This is a genomic window from Sorangium sp. So ce295 (genome assembly GCF_051527405.1).
Taxonomy (GTDB): domain Bacteria; phylum Myxococcota_A; class Polyangia; order Polyangiales; family Polyangiaceae; genus Sorangium; species Sorangium cellulosum_B.
Map to the genome: position 1 here is coordinate 12292837 of NZ_CP150324.1, position 19708 is coordinate 12312544.

The window sequence follows — 19708 nt, forward strand, 5'->3', positions numbered from 1 at the left end:
ATGGCCGACACACGGCTCCCTCTCCTCCGAGGGCGAATCACCTCGGTGGACACCTACGAAGCGCCGCAGGGCGGCGGCGGCGTGCCGCCCGCGATGCCGTCGCTCGACCCGAAGGCGCACCGGACGACGCTGCTGCAGCAGCTCGACGCCATCACGCAGCAGGTGAAGGCGCGCGCCGAGATAGCGCGAGACGAGCTGGCGAAGCGCGAGATCGTCGCCGTGCGGCCAGCACCCAACGCGCAGCTCGCACCAGACCAGCTTGATGACTCTCGCGCCGACGCCCGGCTCGTGGGTGTCATGCCGGACTCAGGCACCGTCCTTCTCGACGTCGCCAACGCGGACCTTGAGCACCTGCGGAAGAAGCTTGATGCGTTCGCCGACGACGCAAAGGTGAAGACCAGGACCGCGAAGGACGGCACGGTCACCACCCAGCGTAGCAACGAGCGAGCGATCGCGCCCGTGGGAAGCATCGGGCTCGCGGAACTCGAGGACATCAGCGGCGCGCAGCTCCGGGCTGAAGCGCCGCCCGCCGATCGCCCGTGCTGGTTTGAGATCGGCTGTCGTGGCGGGTACCGGAATCGCGCCGAGGACACCGACAACAGCCGCGCGCAGATCGCTCGGCAGCTCCATCGGCTTGGCGCGCCCCAGAAGCTCGACGACTTCCTCGGCCCCGAGCAGCTCTACTTCTTCGTTCGGCTGACGCGCGCGCAGCTGGATGAGCTGCGCAAGGCGACCGACTGCATCTACGAAGTCGAGCTCGCCCCGCAGCCCCTCCGCGATCTGAAGCTGCTTGACGACCTCTCCACCAAGGACGTCGCCGACTTCGCGCTCCGGCAGCCTCATGAAAACGCCCCGTCCGTCGTCGTCCTCGACACAGGCATCGCCACGGGGCACCCACTCCTGAAGTCGGCGATCCTGACAGCGACGACGGCCGGTCCCGAGATCCCGTCGCCCGAGGACACCTACGGGCACGGCACGAAGATGGCGGGGCTGGCGCTGTACCGAGACGTCGGCGCAGCCGTCGAGCGCGGAAGCGCTGACGCCACGCACTGGCTGCAGAGCAGCCGGCTCTTGATCGCGCCGGGATACGGTACGGCCGCCGACGAGAACTATGAAAAGTGGCCCGTCCTGACGGAGCGCGCGGTGCGATCTGCGGAGAACGCCGACCCTCGTCCTCGTAACCGTGCTTTCGTGCTCGCGGTGACGCGGTCAATGCAGGATCCGCCGCTCGACGGACTCGCGCCAACGCTGTGGAGCCAGGCGGTGGACCAGCTCGCGTTCCGCGGGGGGTACGGACGATTGATGATCGTGTCGGCGGGCAACGCGCGCGACGCGCAGTGGCTCGCGCTCGCCGAGCAGCACCCGCAGCTCCAGCTCTCGGAGAAGATTCACCAGCCCGCGCAGGCATCCAACGCGCTGACGGTAGGTGCGTTCACGGCGCGTGTCGAGCTGCCGAACGACAAGGACTACGCCGAGGCTCGCGTCGTTGCGACGAAGCCGGGGGGCATCTCGCCGTACACGAGCACGGGGCTCGTCGGCAACGAGTGGCCCATCAAACCAGACGTCGTGATCGAGGGCGGCAACCTGGCGATCTCCGGGACGCTCCCCGACTCGACCGTGCCCACGCTCTCGGCGCTCACCACCAGCCATCGGCACACGCATGGCAGGCCGATAGGGTTGATGTCGATGACGAGCGAGGCGAGCGCGCGTGCGGCGCACCTCGCCGCGCACATCTGGTCGCTCGAGCCGAAGCTTCGTCCCGAGACCGTGCGTGGGCTCATCGTTCACTCCGCGAGCTGGACGAAGGCGATGGTCGGAGACTTCCCCGGCCTGAACGATCGGCTCCAAGCGTGCGGCTACGGTGTGCCGAGCGAGCGGCTTGCCTCGGAGTGCGCCCAGGGCGTGGCGACGATCGTGGTCGAAGACTCGATGCCGAATGCCGTCATCGAGGAAGAGCCGAAGAAGACGCCGCCGAAGCGGGCCACGACGAAGACGACGGAGCGGAGGGTTCGCCGGAAGGTGAAGCTGTACCGATTGCCGCTCCCCGAGAGCCTGCTCAGCGATGCAGACCCCGACGTCGAGCTGCGCATCACTCTCTCGTACTTCACCGAGCCCAACAAGTTCGGACGGCGCACGTACAACGGACTCGACCTGAAGTGGGACATGCAGGGCCCGCAAGAGAGCGCCGACGCGTTCATTCAGCGGATCAACGCGCTGAAGCGTCCGACGGGTGCAGACGGCAAGCGACTCAAGATCGAAAAGACCAAGTCGTTCGACTGGGACGTGGGCATCGAGCGTCGTAGCCGCGGAACTGTGCAGAGCGATCGGTGGCGTGGGAAGATGTCGGCGCTGGTTGGCGACAAGCTGATCGCGATCGTGCCGGTGCTCGGCTGGTGGGACCAGCGCAAGGCGCTAAAGTGGCAGGACATCAAGTTTTCACTCGTCGTGTCCGTGTTCGGCCCTGACGTCTACGCGGCCATCAAATCGAAGGTCGAGGCAACAATCGCCGTCGAAGTGTGATGTGGAGATTCATGCGCCGGTAGCTAACACCATCAGTTCCATCAACTGGCACGACGTTGTGTCGGCCAAGACGAACAACCCCATCGCTGAAACAGAGATCCTCAGCATGGCCCGGAAGGCGGAACTCCTCGTCGAGGAAGACGGGCGGCTGTTTCCACCTGTTGAACGCTACGGCGCCTGGTCGCTCGCTCTCATCCCCCCGGGCGCTTCCGGCCGTCGCCTGCGCGCCGCGCGCTGTCGGCCGGCCGCCCGCCTCACCCACGCCCCGAGCGCCCCCCGACGAGCCATCCGCGCCGCCGGCGCGCGGCCTCGCCGTCGCGATCGGACGGCCGGAGTGCGCATCCACCCGGCTCCCTGGCCGCGCCAGACTCAGGCCCGTGCTGCGCCGGCGGTCACATTCCGGGGGGCTGCCTTGTCCTGGGAGCGGACCCCACCCGGAGAGGACATGAAGAGACTGCTCAGAATCGATGCAAGCGCCCGTACGCAAGGGTCGATCTCGCGGAGCGTGGCGGACTATTTCCAGGTACGCTGGACAGAATCGAATCCGGGAGGCCGCGTCATCGTTCGCGACCTCGCCCGGTATCCGGTGCCGCACCTCGACGCCGCGACCATCGCTGCATTTCTCGCGACCCCGCCGCCTTCCGGGGGGCCGCCGCCCGAGGGCCTCGTGCTGTCCGACGCCTTGATCGATGAGCTGAGCTCGGCCGATCACCTGCTGATCAGCAGCCCGCTGTACAACCTCACGCTGCCATCGACCCTCAAGGCCTACTTCGATCACGTCATCCGCAATGACCGTACGTTTGCACAGGTAGAAGGGCGCTACGTGGGCCTCCTCACCAGCAAGTCGGCGTCCGTCGTGACGGCGCGCGGCGGCGTCGCCTCGCCCGCCGCCGAGGACGAGCTTCAGACCCGCACGCTGCGGGCGATTCTGGCCTTCATCGGCGTCACGAAGGTCGACGTGATCTCGCTGGAGGGGATGAGCGGAGACGAGGCCACTCGGTCGCGTCGCGTCGCGTGCGCGCGGGCCGAGATCGACCGTCTCTTCGCCTCTCCTGGAGAGCCGGTGTGTCTCGGGCCGTTCACCGAGGAAGATCGCCGGCAGATCGGCGGGCTGCGGGCCGCGCAGGCCGCTGCCATCCAGCGGGGCGACGCGGAGGCCTACGCAGCGCTTTGCACCGACGACATTCAGCTCCTGATCCCGGGGCACGAGGTCGTCTCCGGCCGCGAGCGGTTCCTCGCGTGCGAGGCGGAGCTCTTCCGGAGCGCGAGCTTCGCGTCGTTCAGGAAGACGCCGGAGCGGATCGAGCGGAGCGGCGACCTGGCCGTCGAGGTGGGCCGGCAAGAGGTGGCCATGCGGCGCGGCGGGGCCGCGGGCGTCTTCGCCGCGCGGCAGAAGTACACGCATGTCTTCCGGCGGACGGCGCAGGGCTGGCGCTTCGCCGTGCTGATGTCCAACGCCATCGAGTAACCGTCATGGATCACCGAACGCGTCTTTTCGAGAGCCATCGCCCCCTCCTCGAGGGGCTCGCTTACCGGATGCTCGGCACGCGCGCCGACGCCCTCGACATCGTGCAGGAGACGTTCTTGAAGTGGAGCCAGACAGACATCGACCCGATCCGCGACCCGCGCGCGTGGCTCGTCACGGTGTGCAGCCGAATCGCGCTGAACACGCTGCAATCGGCGCGTTCCCGGAGAGAGACGTACGTGGGCACATGGCTGCCGGAGCCGTTGATGGAGGGGACGCGGAGCCCCGACGAGGAGCCGCAGATCGACGAGACCGTCTCGGTGGCGTTGATGCACGCCCTCGAGCGGCTGACGCCGAAGGAGCGCGCCGCGTTCCTGCTGCATGACGTGTTCGGCTACAGCTTCGACGAGATCTCCACCCTGCTCGGCAAGGAGAGCGCGGCGTGCCGGAAGCTCGCCTCCCGCGCCCGCGCGCGGGTCCGCGACGCGCGGCCGAAGTTCGCGGCGTCGTCCACCGAGCACCAGCGCCTCCTGACCGCGTTCCTGAACGCCGCCCGCGCTGGCCAGGTCGACGAGCTCCGCGGCCTGCTCGCCGAGGGCGTGGAGCTCCACGCGGACGGGGGCGGCAAGGCCGAGACGGTGACCCATGTGCTCCGCGGCGCGGACGCGGTGAGCACCTTCTTCGCCCGCGTCTGGAGCGCCGCCGCGCACCCCGATGGCCGCTACCGCTTCGTGGTGCGGTGGTTCAACGGCTCCCCCGGGCTCCTGGTCCACGACGGAGATCGGCTGATCGCCGCCGTGAGCGTGAGCGTCGACGAGGGCGTGATTCGAGGGGTCTATGCCCACCGCAACCCGGAGAAGCTCGCAGCCTTCCTGGCGGAGGCTGGCTGAGCGGCGCGGGCCCGGCGGGGGAGGGGCTGGAGAGCAGCGGCTGACCGAGAGGAGAGGATGCGTGCGGGGGCCGTGCTCATGAAACGCACCCTCGGATTCAACGCTTTGCGATGCCCGAGGTGCGAACGGAGGATGCGCGCGCTCTCCACGATCACGGACCCAGAGGCGGTGCGTCGCATCCTCGTTCCTCTCAACCCCCCCTCACTATTTCACGGCTATTTCGGCGAACGTCAGCGCCCCTGGACCTCGAAGTTGGTCACGCCCCAGCCCTCATCGAAGAGGCCGGTCAGCCCCGTCGCGGACAGGTCGAGCGCGAGGTCGGGCGCGGAGTGCGGGAAGACCAGCTTCATGCGGTACACGGAATCGCCGTACGGATAGGCGAGGGTGTTCACCTCGAGCGCTCCCGCCCCGGCCAGGCTCCCGTCCAGCGGATAGCTCTGGGAGCTCATGGTGTTGGAGAAGGACTCGCTGAGCAGCTCGACGCCGTCCGCGGAGGCGGCCCAGACGCTGGGGCCAAAGGGGCCATCGCCATCCCAAGCGTTGACGAGGTAGAGGTCGAAGCTGACGGTCAGCTCGGTGTGGGGGGCGAGATCGTCGAGCGTCAGGTGCGCCGTCTCGTTGCCGAACTGCCCCAGGAAGGTGCGGTCTCCGAGCGGGGTGACGCTGGTGACGATGGACGCCCACTCCTGGCCGATGGATCCGGTGAATTGATTGAAGTAGACGCTACGGGGGCTGTTGATGACCGGCCCGCCCTGCCCGTGGTTCGCGAGATCCGTGGCGGCCTCCTGGGCCGAGTCCGCGAAGGTCGAGTCGCCGGTGAGGCCCACGTCGAGGATGCACGTCTGCTTGATGACCTCGTCGGCGATGCCGGCGCAGGCCAGCTCGCCCGCGGCCCTCTGCGCGGGGGTCAGGTCGTTGAGCCACACTGGCTGCCCGGGACCGGCCGTACCGCCGCACGGCGTGCCCTGCTGGATGAGCGCGACGTCGCCCGGGGCGGCGCCCACCCGCCAGACGTCTGCGTAGCTGTTCGTGTCCTGGTACATCTCGTGGAACGTCAGTGCGCTGCTCAGCACGCTGCCGTTCCGGGCCATCATGAACTCGTTGGTCGGGTCGTTATCGGCGTTCCCGAAGAGGCCGACCATGTTGCCCACGCTGGCCGGCGGGACGAGGAAGAGCATGTCCAGGTACAAGCCGAGGACATAGCTCCTCGGACGCACCGCCAGCCGCTCTCCCGTCGGCCAGGCCAGCACGGTCCTGCCGCTCGCGGACTGGTAGACGCTCCCGCCGCCGGCGAGCGCGAGCGCGCCGCTCGACGGCACCGTCGCCGGTTGCCCGTTCAAGTAGAGCGCGCCGTTCGCGTGGAACTCCACGAGATCACCCGCGATGCGCGCGCCCACGGCCCGGCCGGTCGAGACGCCCGGCGACACGGGGCACTGCCGGATCTGGATCTCCAGATCGGGAGTGGCCGTGCTGGTCGCCATCACGAAGTCGCCCTCCCCCTGGAAGTCGAAGGCGACATTATCGAAGCTGACGTAATGGGGGTCTCCCGAGCACACGGCGGACTTGCAGGACGAATCAGCGGTGTCCACGTGGCACCCCTTCATGACCTTGACGAGGAGGGCGTCGCTGCCACCGCCGCCGAAGGAATGACCGCAGAACGGCGCGTCCGTCCTGCCCGTCAGGAAGACGTTGCCCCTCGGATCGACGGCGACGCCTTGTCCCGCCTCCGTCGCGTTCGTGCCGATGTAGTCGGTGCGCAGGTGTGCCCCCGCCGTGCTGTACTCGCGCAGGTACATGTCCGCGCTCCCGAGGGACGCGTCGGAGTCGATGTCGCGGGAGGTCTGGCCGGTCAACACGACAGATTCACCGATGACGGCCACCGACGTAGCGGAGACGTTCTCGCTCGCCGTTGTCTGCCGGATCCATTGCGTCGTGAGGCTCGCGTCCAGCTTGGCGAGGAAGGCGTCATACGCCGTCGAAGAGGCATAAGGGGGGAAGTTCCCGTTCGTCGTGCCGGAGACGTAGACGACGGTTTGACCCGACTCCACCGCAGTGGTCAGGCTGAACGCCTGGTCCTGGACGTTCGTGCCGAGGAGAGCCACCCCGCCCAGAGCACCGCTGTCGCTGTAGCGGGCGACGAAGACGTCAGCGCTGCCGCCCGCGTACGGTTGGCCTGCCAGCGCGCCGCTGGTGTAACCGGCGACGTAGACCTGCCCATCGGCTCCGACGGACACGCCGCGCGCGATGGTCGTTTTGTTGTTCACTCCGAGCTGCCTGGTCCAGACAGGATCGCCGCTCGCCGAATACTTCGCCACGAACAGCGACGTCGTGCCGCTCGTCGGCGGCGGGTTCACCCCGGCGAGATTCCCGCCTGTGGAGCCCACCACGTAGACGCTGCCGTCAGGCGCGTGGGCCACGGACCACGCTTGATCCACCACAGCCGTACCGAACTGGCGCCGCCACGCCTCGGTCCCGTTTGCGTTCAGCTTGACGAGGAAGGCGTCCGAAGCTCCCTCGTGCTGGCCGGCTTCGATCGCGCCGCTCGTGTGGCCGACCACGTAGAGCGACTCGTTGCCGCTCGTGGGGCACTGGGCCGAGGAGACGGCGACGCCCGTCGCCTGGTCGTTCGTCGACGTGCCGATCTGCGCGCCCCACACCAGGTTCCCGTCCTGCCCGACCTTGCGGATGAAGGCGTCACTCGCGCCGCTGTTCACCTCGCCCGAGATGGCCCCGGTGGTGGACCCGACCTGGTAGACGGCGTCGCAGGACGCGGCGACCGCGTTCCCGAGGTCGGCGCCGGTCGTGGGAGTCTCGTCATGCCACGTGAATCCCTCGAAGCTGGGGCAGGTCACGTTTTGCAAGGGGAGCGGGAGGCCCTTCGGGCTATCTCTCCGCGTGGAGTCGAACGGGAGGGTGGACAGGGGGGAGTCGTCCTCCTTGGGCCTCAGCTCCTCCTCGGTCGCGCTGGTATCGTCGTTCAGCTCCCCGGCGGGGGCGAGATCATCCCCCTCCGCTCCGGAGCCGTCGTCCCCGGAGGAGATCGGCGCAGCCTGGTCGGGCTGGGAGCCTCTCGTCGAGCCCACCGGCAGCGGATCGCCGGTCGAGCCGCTGCAAGCGGCGACGCCCGCTGCCAGGATGCACACGGAGAGCGTCTCACAATGAAATCGTTTCATGCTTGAACCTCGCAGTGAATGATGCGAACTCGAATGGCCCGGTGGTGGGCGCATTTGCCCAGAGAGATGTCACATGAAGGCGGGAAGGCGGGAAGATCATTGATGATTTTCTTCCCGCCTTCATGTTCAAATGACCCCACCACCAATGGCCCTGAGGCTGGGAGAAACCGATGATTCATTCTCTTTGCTGGTGGCCTCTGTACTATCCAGCGTGTGTGAGGTCGCGCGCCCGGCCCTGACGCTGCCGGTCCTGGACGAGCGCGCGTTCCTCGCCGCCGAAAGCTCAGAGCTTCCGGATAGCCCCTCATCGCGCTCCGATTCTCGCGGGGGTCGCGGGGGTGCGGGCGTCATGAGCAACGAGCATGCCTGACCTTTCAAGCTTCAGATCTGCACCACCTAGCCGCAGGCCGAGCTCCTCGGCTGAGCCCGTACCGCGCGCAGGTGAGCGCCGCTCCAGGGACGGGATTGTTCCGCCTCCGTGCAGGGGGCACATGCGGCAGCGTGCTCGTCACCCAGGGACGCAGCGCTTCATCCAGGGACGCGGGCTCTATGGCGGCCCCCATCCGCAGCTGGACGCCCATGGGGCGTCCTCGGCTGGTCCCTGCTCTTTTTTCTGGACCTGTCAGTCCAGAACGGTCATGCTCTCTCCGTGGGCCGGCCCAAGGAGTTCGATCGTGACGAGGTGCTCCGGCGCGCCATCCCGGTCTTCTGGGAGAAGGGCTTCGCCGGCACCTCGACCGAGGATCTCGTGCGTGCCATGGGGATCGGCCGACAGAGCCTCTACGACACGTTCGGCGACAAGCGGCGGCTGTTCCTCGAGGCGCTCCGCGCCTACAACGCCGACAGCATCGCCTCGGTGGTCAAGGCGCTCCGGGCCGGACCGACCGCGCTCGCGGCGCTCGAGCGTGTCCTCATCGACCTCGCCGAGGAGCACGGCGCGGCGCGCTCCCGCGGCTGCATGGTCGTGAACGCCGTCTGCGAGCTCGCCCGCGAGGACGACGAGGTGCGCGCGCTCACCGCGACAAGCGTCGCGCTGCTGGAGACCGTGCTCAAGGACGTCATCGACGACGGCAAGGCGAAGGGGGACATCGGCTGCGCGGTCGACAGCCGCGCGGCCGCTCGCTTCCTCGCGACAACGCTCGGCGGGATGAAGGTGCAGGCCAAGGCCGGCGCATCGACAGACGCCCTCCGCGACGTCGCGGCCTTCGCGGTCCAGAGCCTGCGCCCGCGCTGATCGCGCGGCGGCCGCTCAGGGCCTCGCCCTTGCTGCGCGCTATTTTTGACTGATCGTTCAAGTAAACCGAAGCACAGCAGCCAACGACGCAAAGGAGATCGACATGAACAACGACATCAAGCCGCTCGCAGGGAAGAAGGCGATCGTCATCGGCGGATCGCGCGGCATCGGCGCGGCCATCGTGAAGCGCCTCGCGCGGGAGGGCGCGGCGGTCGCCTTCACCTACGTGAGCCGGCCGGACCGAGCGCGAGAGCTCGTCGCGGCCGTCGAATCCGAGGGCGGGCGCGCCATCGCCCTTCAGGCCGACAGCGCCGACGCGAGCGCGCTCGAGCGCGCGATCGCCGAGGGGGCGAGGGCGCTCGGCGGGCTCGACGTCCTCGTGAACAACGCCGGCATCCTGATCTTCGGCAATGCGGACGAATACCGCCTCGAGGACTTCGACAGGATGCTCGCCGTCAACGTGCGCGGCGTGTTCGTCGCCGCCAAGGCCGCGGCGAACCACCTCTCGCGCGGCGGGAAGATCGTCGTCATCGGCAGCAACATCGCCGAGCGCGCGATGCTCGCCGGCTCGGCCGTGTACGGGATGACGAAGGCCGCGGTCGCCCGTCTGGTGCGCGGGCTGGCGCTGGATTTCGCCCCGCGCGGCATCTCGGTCATCAACGTCCAGCCTGGCCCGACGACGACCGACATGATGCCGGCCGACGGCCCGCACGTCGACTGGGTGCGCAACCTGAGCCCCGAGAAGCGCATCGCCGACCCCGACGAGATCGCGCGGTTCGTGACGTACCTGGCCCGGCCCGAGTCGACCTACATCAACGGCGTGAGCCTGACGATCGACGGCGCCTTCTCGGCGTGAGCTGCCGGCGCTGCTCGCAGAAGCCCGCCTCGCTTGCTCGGTGAGCCGAAGCCACGCTACGACCGGCGCAGGAACACATCGCATGCGGGGGGTCGCCGGAACGTGGACGCAGGTGCCTGAGATCATCGATTCGAACAGGGCTGTTCCGGCCTCGGCCCGCGGGCGAGCCCCGCGCCCGCGCTGCGCCGCCGCCCGCGCCCGCGCGCTGCTCGTCCCGGTGTGCGCTGCGCTCGCGTCCCTGTCCGTGGCCTGCGGCGGCGGCCAGACGCAGGGCGAGGCGTTCGACCCGCGCTGGAAGGACGACGGCGGCGCGGGCATCGCGGCCTTCCAGCAGCGGTTCGCGGGCAGGCGCGTCCCCCTCGGCGCCGACGTGGCGGTCGGCGTCGTCGCCGGCGCGGGGGCGTCCGAGCTCGTCGGGGTGCCGCTCGACGGCGGCCCGGCGTGGACCTTCGCGCACCCGCTCGACGCGCGCCCGGCCGTCGCGGGGAGCGTCGTCGTCGGGCTCGGCCGGGGCGAGCTGTTCGCCCTCGACGCCCGCACCGGGGAGCTGCTCTGGACGCGGCGCGCCGGCGGCAGGCTCCGCGGCGCGGGCGACGACGGCGAGACCACCGTGGTCTCGCTCGTGTCGACCACCGGCACCACGAGCGTCGTGCTCGCGGTGAGCCGCGAGGGGTTCGTGCTGCGCCAGATCGAGGACTCCGCCGCCATCGGCGTGCCCGCGGTCGTGGGGCGCTACGCGTTCCTGCCCTGGCAGGGGCGCTACGTCACGGTGTTCGACCTGCAGACCGGCGGCGAGGTGGCGCGGGCGCTGCTCCGCACCGAGGTGAGCCGCGCCTTCCTGCTCGGCGGGGCGGTCTTCTTCGGCGGCGAGGCGGCGACGCGGTTCGACGCCTCGATCGGGCTCGGCGCGGCCGGGCGCGCGTCGACCGCGCGGCTGCCGGCGCGCGAGCTGCCCGGGGCGCCGGTCTGGATGACCGCCGGGACCGAGGTGCTCGCGCCGGTCGCCTCGGCCGAGGACAGGGCGCGGCTCTACGCCCGCCCCCGGCCGGCCGGCCCGCCGGGCATCGAGGCGGAGCGCTACGTGGCGACGTACTACCGGGCCGCGGTCGGCCTCGACGCGCGCTCCGGCGCGCTCGCCTGGGCGCACGCCGGCGAGGCCGACTTCCTCGGCGGCGCCGCCTACGCGGGCGGCTTCGCGCTGTGCGACGCGCGCGGCGGGATCTCGTTCCTCGAAGCGCAGCGCGGGGCCGTGGCGGGGCGCGCGTCGCTCGGCCGGCCGATCCAGGCGTGTATGGTGCAGGCCGACGGGCTCGCCGCCCCGTCGATCGGCGCGAAGCCAGCGGAGGCCGCGGCGGCCGGCACGAGGCCGGTGGACGCCGCGATGACCGGCGCGAGGCAGTGAAGGTTGTGCCGGCCGTCGCCGCGCGCCGCACCGCCCTGAAATCCCCCGCGCGCAGTCATTGCGTGCTGAAGCGCTCCGGATGTAACCGCCCAGCCAAGGGCGTCGTGACCGTCCGCGCGGCGCCGGTTACCTGTTCCCATCAGGGGCCTGGCTGCGGCGCGGCCAGGCACGTGCCGGCCACGCACGCGGCCAGCAGCGCGGCGATCGCGATGACGAGACGACCAACTCCTCGACCCAAGCTCGTATGCATCCCGGGCGAACGGTCGACCTTCCTGCCCCCTTACAGTGCTTCACTGGACACGTGCGGGCGACGACCGTGAAGATCCAGCTTTTAACCTCGTCCCGCAACGGATGTCGTGGCCGTCCAGCAAGAGACGGCCATCCGTGAGCGCCCGGCCATCGCCCGGGCGCGACCCCTTGCGGCTCTCGCCACGGTCGACGATGCTGGGGGCCGACTTGATCCACCGTCGGAGGTGCACGTAGCCTCGACCGCACCCCTCGGGTGCACTACTTGGCGGCGAGCTGGAAGCGCTCTCTACTAGACAGCAAAGATTCGAATCACCATGTCTGACGAGATTGACGCGGTACGCTATGCAGGGAAATGGCGTCTACACTTCGAAAGAAAGGCGAATCACAACAAGGCCGAGGCGTTGATCTGCTTCACCGCCGTTGTTGCATGCACGTTGGTGGCGCCGATCTTCGTCATGCTCGGCGAGGGATTCTGGCTGAGCAAACTGACGCCGTCGCTGCTCTCGCTGCTGGCAGCAGGGATGACGACATGGCTCCAGCTGAGAAAGCCTCAGCAGCTCTGGGCGCTGTACCGCACGTGTCAGCGGCGTATCGAGGATCTGCAGGCGGCGCATTCGTTCGGATTCGCAGGCTTCGAAAGGGCGGCCGACCGCGATCGCCTGCTCGCCAAGCGGGTCGCCGAGATCGTGATGTTCTCCCATGAGCAATGGGTCCCCTTGGTGCCAAGCCCGGAAAACATCGGTGCGCTCACGGAGTCGAGGCTTCGAAGAGCTCCGGACTCAGAGGGTGGTAACGCGTAGATAGATCGTCGCGGTCGCGCGATATCGTCGAGCCCGACGAGCTCCGGCTTCGAGCCGAGCCGGGGCTTGCGCCGGGGAGCTCCTGCGCTGTATCTCCTCCGCGCGCCGTGTCTATTGCGGTGCCTCTCGCTCTGGCTGCACCATGCCTTGCGTGGCGAATGCCCAGCACGACGTGGCGGAGGCGCGGGACGAGGGCCGGGGAGGCGCGGACGCAGGCGCGGAGGTCGACGTCGGGCCGATCGACGTGCTCGTGGTCGTGGCGCTCCAGGACGAGCTCGAGGGGGTGCTCGCGCAGGGCGATGGCGGCGCTGCGGGGTGGCGCGAGCTGCGGGACCTCGGCGGCTTCCGCTACTACCGGCGCGCCTTTTCGAGCGCCCGTGGCGGATCGCTCGCGGTGGCCGCGGCGTGGATCGGCGAGGCGGGCCAGCGCACGGCGGCGATCCGGGGGCAGCAGCTCGTCTCCGAGCTCGATCCTGCGTGCCTCGCGATGTGCGGCATCTGCGCGGGCGACCCCCGCAAGGTGGCGCTCGGCGACGTGATCGTGGCCGACCGGCTCTACAGCTTCGACGAGGGCAAACGCGTCGCGCCGCCGGGCAAGGAGGCGGAGCTCCTCCACGACCTGCGCACCTTCGATCTCGCGGCCACGTGGAAGATGGACGCCGCCTTCCTCGCGCGCGAGCTCGACCTCGCGGCGCTCTCCCGCGAGCGCCCGCCCTCCCGGGAGGCCCAGCAGCGGTGGCTCCTCGACGCCCTCCGCGCGCACGAGGCGGAGGGCGGGCCGCCGCCGGTGTCGCACCCCGACCGGAGGCGCGCCTGCCCGGGGTGGACGGCGCGGCTCAAGGAGGCCGTGAAAGACGGGTTCGCCGCGACGAAGGGCGGCGCGCTGCGCCTCACCGAGGCAGGGCGGGAGAAGGCGCTGGAGGAGCGGTTGCTCCACCCGGACGGTCCGCCGGCCGATCCGCCGCTCAGCGTGCATGTCGGGGCCGTCGCCACGCTCACGGCGGTGGTGCAGGACCCGGGCGTCTGGGGCGACCTCCAGCGCATGGTGCGGGGCACGCTGGGCCTGGAGATGGAGGGCGCGGCGATCGGCGACCTCGCGGGCCGCTGCCAGAAGCGATCGATCTTCGTGAAGGCGGTGAGCGATCACGCCGACCTCGCCAAGGACGACAGCTTCCGCGCGTTCGCGTGTCGCGCCTCGGCGGCGGTGCTGCTCGCGTTCCTGCAGAAGCACGTCGAGCCGGCGCCGCGGCCGGAGCGCGAGCTGCCGGGGCGGAGCGCGCCGGACGGAGAGGTGGATTGCACCTCGGGGGACGGTGAGCGCGGCGAGCGCGCGTTCGAGGAGCGGCACGACGGCTTCCTCCAGCGGATCGAGCGCGTGGCGCTGCTGCGCGCGCCCGGCGCGACCGTCACGAGGCACCGGACGCCGCCGCCGTTCGCGGGCGTGCTCGAGGTGGCGGCGCGGGACGGAGCGCTCGTCGACCTGCGGGTGATCGGCGCGCTCGACCAGTCGATCACGGACGAGCTGGTCGCGCGCTACGTGACCGAGGTGGAGCGCCCGTTCCGGGAGCAGGATCCGCTGCTCAGATCGACGCTGATCCACACGGGCCCGCAGGCGCCGCCGGAGCTCGTCCAGCGCGCGTGGCGCCGCGGCGTCGTGCTGAAGAGCTTCTCCGAATACCAGGGGCTCATCGATTTCGGCCGGTACCTCGAACGACAGACGGACCGGCTCGAAGCGGACCCGATCTACCCGCCGTGGCTCTACGTGGAGCAGCCGGCGGTGGTGAGCCTCGGCGACCGCGAGAAGAGCGCCACAGAGAGTGCGCTTGCGTCGCTGTGGGAGCTGCTCGACGCGCCCCGCCGACGCTTCGTGCTTGTGCTAGGCGACTTCGGCGCGGGCAAGACGTTCCTCTTGCATGAGCTCGCGCGGCGGATGGCGAGAGAGAAGCACCCGCTCGTGCCGGTGCTCATCGAGATGAGCCAGCTCGAGAAGCAGCGCTCGCTGAGCGTGCTCGTGGCGCAGCACTTCGCGCTCGCGGACGAGCCGATCGACCCGCGCGCCTTCAGCTACATGCTGGCCGAGGGGCGGATCGCGCTGCTCTTCGACGGCTTCGACGAGCTCGCCCTGCGGCTGACATACGACCGGGTGCTCGATCACTTCGAGACGGTGGTGCAGGCGGCCGAGGGGATCGCAAAGGTGGTGGTGACCAGCCGGACGCAGCACTTCCTCGATGACCGGCAGATCAAGCAGGAGCTCGCCCGGCGGGCGGAGCAGGTGCAGGGCTACCGGCTCGTGCAGCTGCAGGGGTTCGGGGAGCCGCAGATCCGGCGGTTTCTGAGCAACCTGATCCCCGAGCCCGCGGAGGCCGAGGCGCGCTACCGGCTGCTCCACGAGGTCAAGGACCTGCTCGGGCTCTCCGAGAACCCGCGCATGCTCGGGCTCATCGCGAAGATCGAGGAGAAGAAGCTCCTCGAGGCCAAGGAGGGGACGGGGGAGATCACCGCGGCCAAGCTGTACGAGCTGCTCGTGGATCAGTGGCTCGACCACGAGCACCGGCGCGCAAACCCGCCGGGGGCGCCGCGTGGGATCTCGCGCGAGGCGCTCCGGGGGGCGATGACCGAGCTCGCGCGGCTCCTGTGGCACCGGCGGGCGCGTGCGGTCGGAATCGCCGAGCTGCCGGAGAGCCTCGTGAAGGGCGTGCAGCCGAAGGACGGGCCGCCGCTGGAGCGGGCGATGGTCGAGTTCCTGATCGGCTCGGGATCGCTGCTCGTGCGGGACGCGGAGGGGGCGTTCTCATTCGTTCACCGCTCGGTGCTCGAGTGGCTCGTGGCCGAGGCGGCGGCGCGGGAGGTGACGTGGGCAGGGGACAGCGCGGCGCTCGCGGCCGACGAGATGAGCGAGCTGATGGTGGACTTCTTCGTATCGCTCGCCGGGCGCGACGAGGCGGCGGCGTGGGCCGCGTGGGCGCTTTACGGGACGGCCGAGGGCCACGCGAAGGACAACGGGCTGCGGATCGTGCGCTGGCTGGAGCGGGGCGAGGAGGAGGCGGCGGTCGTCGGGGAGGACGAGATTGAGGTGGTAGAGGGCGTGTACCTAGCAGGCCAGGACCTGAGCGGGCAGAACCTCAACCGCACCGATCTTCGAAGGGCCAACCTCGCGAGAGCCAATCTCACCAACGCCACGTTGGTCGAAGCCAGGCTCGCCGGCGCCACGCTGGCCTCCGCGCGGCTCGGACGGGCGGATCTGCGCGGCGCCTCGCTCATAGACGCCGATCTTCGTGGCGCGGACCTATCGTTCGCTCGCCTCGTCGGTGCGGACTTAACCGGCGCGGATCTCGCGGGCGCGATGCTACGCGGCGCCAAGCTGGTCGGTGCCCGGGGGGTGGTGGCCGTCGCGCCGCTTGCGGCGGAGGGGGCGGCATCACCTCGGCCTTCCAGGATCGAGCTGATGTGGATGCCGGCGAAAACATGCAATACGGTTGCTTGGAATCCGATGGCAGATCTCCTCGCGACTGGCCATGAAGACGGCTCGGTCGGGCTCTGGGACGCGGTGTCGGGGCAAGCTATCCGGGTGATGTCTGGGCGACACCTTGGCGCAGTAAACAGCGTAGCGTTCAGTCCTGATGGTCGAACGCTGGCCTCGGGCTCGGATGATAAAACCGTAAGGTTGTGGAGGAGCGAAGACGGGCAGTCCCTCCGCGGACTCGAGGGCCATCGCAGCGCGGTGATGAGTGTGGCGTTCAGTCCTGATGGTCAAACGCTGGCCTCGGGCTCGGATGATAAAACCGTAAGGTTGTGGGAGATCGATAAGGGGCGAATCCTCCGCACCTTCGAGGGCCATCGCGACCGGGTAAACAGCATAGTATTCAGCCCTGACGGCAGAACGCTGGCCTCGGGGTCGGGGGATAAGACCGTGAGATTGTGGGAGGCCAAAAACGGGCAAGTCCTTCGCGTCTTCAAGGGCCACGGCGAAGCGGTGAGGAGCGTAGCGTTCGGCGCCAATGGTCGGATGCTGGCCTCGGGGGCCGGTGATGCGACAGTGAGGCTCTGGGACGTCGAAAGCGCGCGACCCCTCCACGTCTTTGAGCGCTATGGAATGTTTGTGCTGAGCATAGCGTTTAGTCCGGATGGCAGAGTGCTCGCCTCGGGGTTGGGTGACGCGACGGTGAGGCTCTGGGACGTCGAAAGCGGACGACAACTCCGCATCTTGGAGGGGCATGGCGCCAGGGTGAGGAGTGTTGCGTTCAGCCCCGACGGCCGCACGTTGGCCTCGGGTTCGGAGGATAGGACGGGGATGTTGTGGGATGTTGAACGCGGGCGAGTTCGCCGTACGCTCGTGGGTCATCGCGACTGGGTAGGGACCGTGGCGTTCAGCCCGGATGGTCGAATGCTGGCCTCAGGGGCGGGTGAGGCGACGGTGAGATTGTGGGAGGTCGAAAGCGGGCGAACCCTCCGCACGTTCGTGGGACATCGAGATTGGGTGAGGAGCGTGGCGTTCAGCCCAGATGGTCGAATGCTGGCTTCGGGGTCGGATGACGAGAAGGTGAGGTTGTGGGAGGTCGAAAGTGGTGGATCGCTCTTCGCCTTGGAGGGACATGGCAATTGGGTGACGAGCGTGGCGTTCAGCCCCGACGGCCGAACGTTGGCTTCGGGGTCAGGTGACAAGACCGTGAGGTTGTGGGACGTGGAACGCCGGCTAGCCATCCGAGTATTTAAGGGGCATGGCAACCCCGTGTTGAGCATAGCGTTCAGCCCCGACGGCCGAACGCTGGCTTCGGGGTCGGGTGATAACACGGTGAGGTTGTGGGACGTGGAAAGCCAGCAAGTATGCCACATCTTCGAGGGCCATAAAAATGCAGTGACGGCTGTGGCATTCAGCCCCGACGGCCGGATGCTCGCCTCAGGGTCATGTGACAAGACCGTGCGGTTGTGGGAGGTCGAAAACGGGCGCGTTCTCCGGAGCTTCGCAGACTGTGGCGATGCCGTGATTAGCGTGGCGTTCAGCCCCGATGGCCAGACGCTGGCTTCGGGGTCGGATGATAACACGGTGATGTTATGGGAAGTCCGAAGCGGTCGAGCTCTCCACGTTCTCATGGGTCACAAGGCCTTCGTGACGCGCGTCGTCTTCAGCCCTGACGGTACACTCCTCGCCTCTTCCTCCGCCGATGGCACCCTCCGCCTCTGGCACGTGGCCTCCGGCTGCTGCCTCGCCGTCCTCCTGTCCTGCCCTGAGGGCTGGGCTGCCTTCACCCCCGACGGCCGCTACAGGTTCGGAGGGGACATTGCAGGTTCCTTCTGGCACGTGATCGGCCTCTGCCGCTTCGAGCTCGGCGAGCTCGATCCCTACCTGCCGAACCCCCTCCGCCTTCTCGACGACGAGCCCCTCATCGCGCTCCCGCCCGCCGGAACGCTGCCCGGGAACGGCATCGCGTAGGCTGACCGCGCTCGAGCCCACGTCAAGCCGTCTTGCAACGAGTCGGCCGTCCCCTCGGAGCACGCGGCAGCTGTCGTGCGAATGCTCGAAGTGTGCGCGTGCTGTCCGGAGGGAAGCCCCGCTCATCGCGACCGGCTGCTCCCGCAGCTCGCCGCGACTCAGCGGACCAGCTTCTCCTCGAGCATTTCCCGCGCACTGGGCGGGAGCGAGCGCGCCCGGGCGTCACCGAAGGGGCATGAATTTAGATGACGGGTCTCCGGTCGCTCGGGCAACCGAACGTTCACCATGACGCTTCCTTCCCGCCCTGCTCACCGCGCACCTCGGATCCCTCGAACCGTCCCGATCTTCCTCGGTCTGGGCATTCTGGTCGCCTGCTCCGACGGCGAGGGCGGCGACAACGGCCACGACGCGGGTTCAGGCGGCAGCGCCGCGACGGGCGGCGGGTGGGCTGCTGGCGGTACGACCAGCTCCGGCGGCGCGAGCAACTCCGGGGGCGCCACGACGGGCGGCTCCGCTGCCGGAGGCGCCGGGAGCGGCGGTGAAGCGACCGGGGGAGCGCCGAGCGGTGGCGGGCCCTCCACGGGTGGCACGTCGAGCGGCGGCGGCGAAGCGACCGGTGGTGCTGCCGGCAGCGGCGGAGCCACCGGCAGCGGCGGAGCGACCGGCGGCTCGGGTACGGGTGGCTCTCCGGGCAGCGCCGGCGGTGTCGTGGGGGAGCCGATCGGCTTCGCCACGCTGAACGGCGGTACCACCGGCGGCCAGGCCGGCGAGACGGTCACGGTCGACAGCTACGCCGCACTGAAGAGCTACGCCGAGGCCAGCCAACCCTACGTCATCCTCGTTCAAGGCCGCATCACGAACGGATCGGGCGGAGGTCAGATCCGCGTCAAGTCGAACAAGTCGATCGTCGGCATCGGCAAGGATGCCTTCCTCGACGGCGTGGGCATCGACGTCTCGAGCCAGAGCAACGTCATCCTGCAGAACCTGCGCGCGACCCTGGTGGGGACGACCACGCCCGCGAGCGTGAACGGGGGCGACGTCATCTCGATCTCGGGCACCAGCAAGAACATCTGGATCGACCACTGCGAGGTCTACTCCGAGGACCCGAGCGTTCAGACCGACAAGGACAGGTACGATGGCCTGATCGACATCAAGGGCCAGACGGGCTTCATCACCATCTCGTGGACGTACCTGCACGATCATCACAAGGGCGGCCTGGTGGGCGCCGCGGACGACGATCTCCACGACGATCGCAAGGTGACGATGCACCACAACCACTACAAGAACGTGTTGCTCCGCGTTCCGATGTACCGCGGCGCCGTGGGGCACTTCTTCAACAATTACATCGTCGGCGCGAAGGACGCGACGGAGATCCGCGCCAATACCTGCGTGCGCGTCGAGCGGAACTACTACGAAGCCCTCCACTACTCGATCTACACGCCGTCCGATTCACCCGGGAAGGCGGAGCGCATCTCGAACGTCGAGGTGAGCCGCACGTCGCGCGCCTATCCCGCCAGTTGCACGGCGGACATCCCGTACTCGTACTCCTCTGCGCTGACGAGCGACACGAACGACGTCAAGACGGTCGTGCCCGCGTCGGCCGGCGTGGGAAAGCGCTGAGCGGCACAACTTGTAGCCCAGCGCGGAGAACGGCGCCGTGGCCCGGCTCCACCTGGCGGATCTGAATT

Annotated in this window: 10 protein-coding genes; 9 read left to right on the top strand and 1 reads right to left on the bottom strand. The window is 69.1% G+C overall.

Annotated features, from left to right (window positions below; translation table 11 throughout):
- The 3 genes from WMF11_RS46495 to sigJ all read left to right on the top strand — a co-directional run bounded on the left by WMF11_RS46495 (position 1) and on the right by sigJ (position 4875).
- On the top strand, positions 1 to 2520 hold the full coding sequence (locus WMF11_RS46495; protein ID WP_437975319.1) for a S8 family peptidase: 2520 nt from the start codon (positions 1 to 3) through the stop codon (positions 2518 to 2520).
- Between the two features lie 445 nt (positions 2521 to 2965).
- Positions 2966 to 3988 (top strand): NAD(P)H-dependent oxidoreductase, encoded by a 1023-nt coding sequence (locus WMF11_RS46500; RefSeq protein WP_437975320.1) that lies wholly within the window; start codon positions 2966 to 2968, stop codon positions 3986 to 3988.
- Between the two features lie 5 nt (positions 3989 to 3993).
- On the top strand, positions 3994 to 4875 hold the full coding sequence (sigJ, locus tag WMF11_RS46505) for an RNA polymerase sigma factor SigJ (protein WP_437975321.1): 882 nt from the start codon (positions 3994 to 3996) through the stop codon (positions 4873 to 4875).
- A 230-nt stretch (positions 4876 to 5105) separates the two neighbouring features.
- Here the strand turns inward: sigJ and WMF11_RS46510 are convergent, their stop codons facing one another.
- Entirely contained in the window at positions 5106 to 8048 is a 2943-nt protein-coding gene (locus WMF11_RS46510; RefSeq protein WP_437975322.1) for an SBBP repeat-containing protein, read from the bottom strand.
- Positions 8049 to 8697: 649 nt separating this feature from the next.
- Between WMF11_RS46510 and WMF11_RS46515 the strand changes: the two genes are divergently transcribed.
- The 6 genes from WMF11_RS46515 (at position 8698) to WMF11_RS46540 (ending at position 19640) form a co-directional block, all read left to right on the top strand.
- Positions 8698 to 9282, top strand: a complete 585-nt coding sequence (locus tag WMF11_RS46515; RefSeq protein ID WP_437975323.1) for a TetR/AcrR family transcriptional regulator — start codon at positions 8698 to 8700, stop codon at positions 9280 to 9282.
- A 103-nt stretch (positions 9283 to 9385) separates the two neighbouring features.
- On the top strand, positions 9386 to 10138 hold the full coding sequence (locus tag WMF11_RS46520; RefSeq protein ID WP_437975324.1) for an SDR family oxidoreductase: 753 nt from the start codon (positions 9386 to 9388) through the stop codon (positions 10136 to 10138).
- Positions 10139 to 10250: 112 nt separating this feature from the next.
- On the top strand, positions 10251 to 11540 hold the full coding sequence (locus WMF11_RS46525) for an outer membrane protein assembly factor BamB family protein (RefSeq protein ID WP_437975325.1): 1290 nt from the start codon (positions 10251 to 10253) through the stop codon (positions 11538 to 11540).
- 563 nt (positions 11541 to 12103) lie between these two features.
- Positions 12104 to 12589, top strand: coding sequence for an SLATT domain-containing protein (locus tag WMF11_RS46530; protein WP_437905501.1), 486 nt, complete (start codon positions 12104 to 12106; stop codon positions 12587 to 12589).
- Between the two features lie 151 nt (positions 12590 to 12740).
- On the top strand, positions 12741 to 18020 hold the full coding sequence (locus WMF11_RS46535; protein WP_437975326.1) for a pentapeptide repeat-containing protein: 5280 nt from the start codon (positions 12741 to 12743) through the stop codon (positions 18018 to 18020).
- Between the two features lie 285 nt (positions 18021 to 18305).
- Positions 18306 to 19640, top strand: coding sequence for a pectate lyase family protein (locus tag WMF11_RS46540; protein ID WP_437975327.1), 1335 nt, complete (start codon positions 18306 to 18308; stop codon positions 19638 to 19640).
- Positions 19641 to 19708 lie beyond the last annotated feature (68 nt).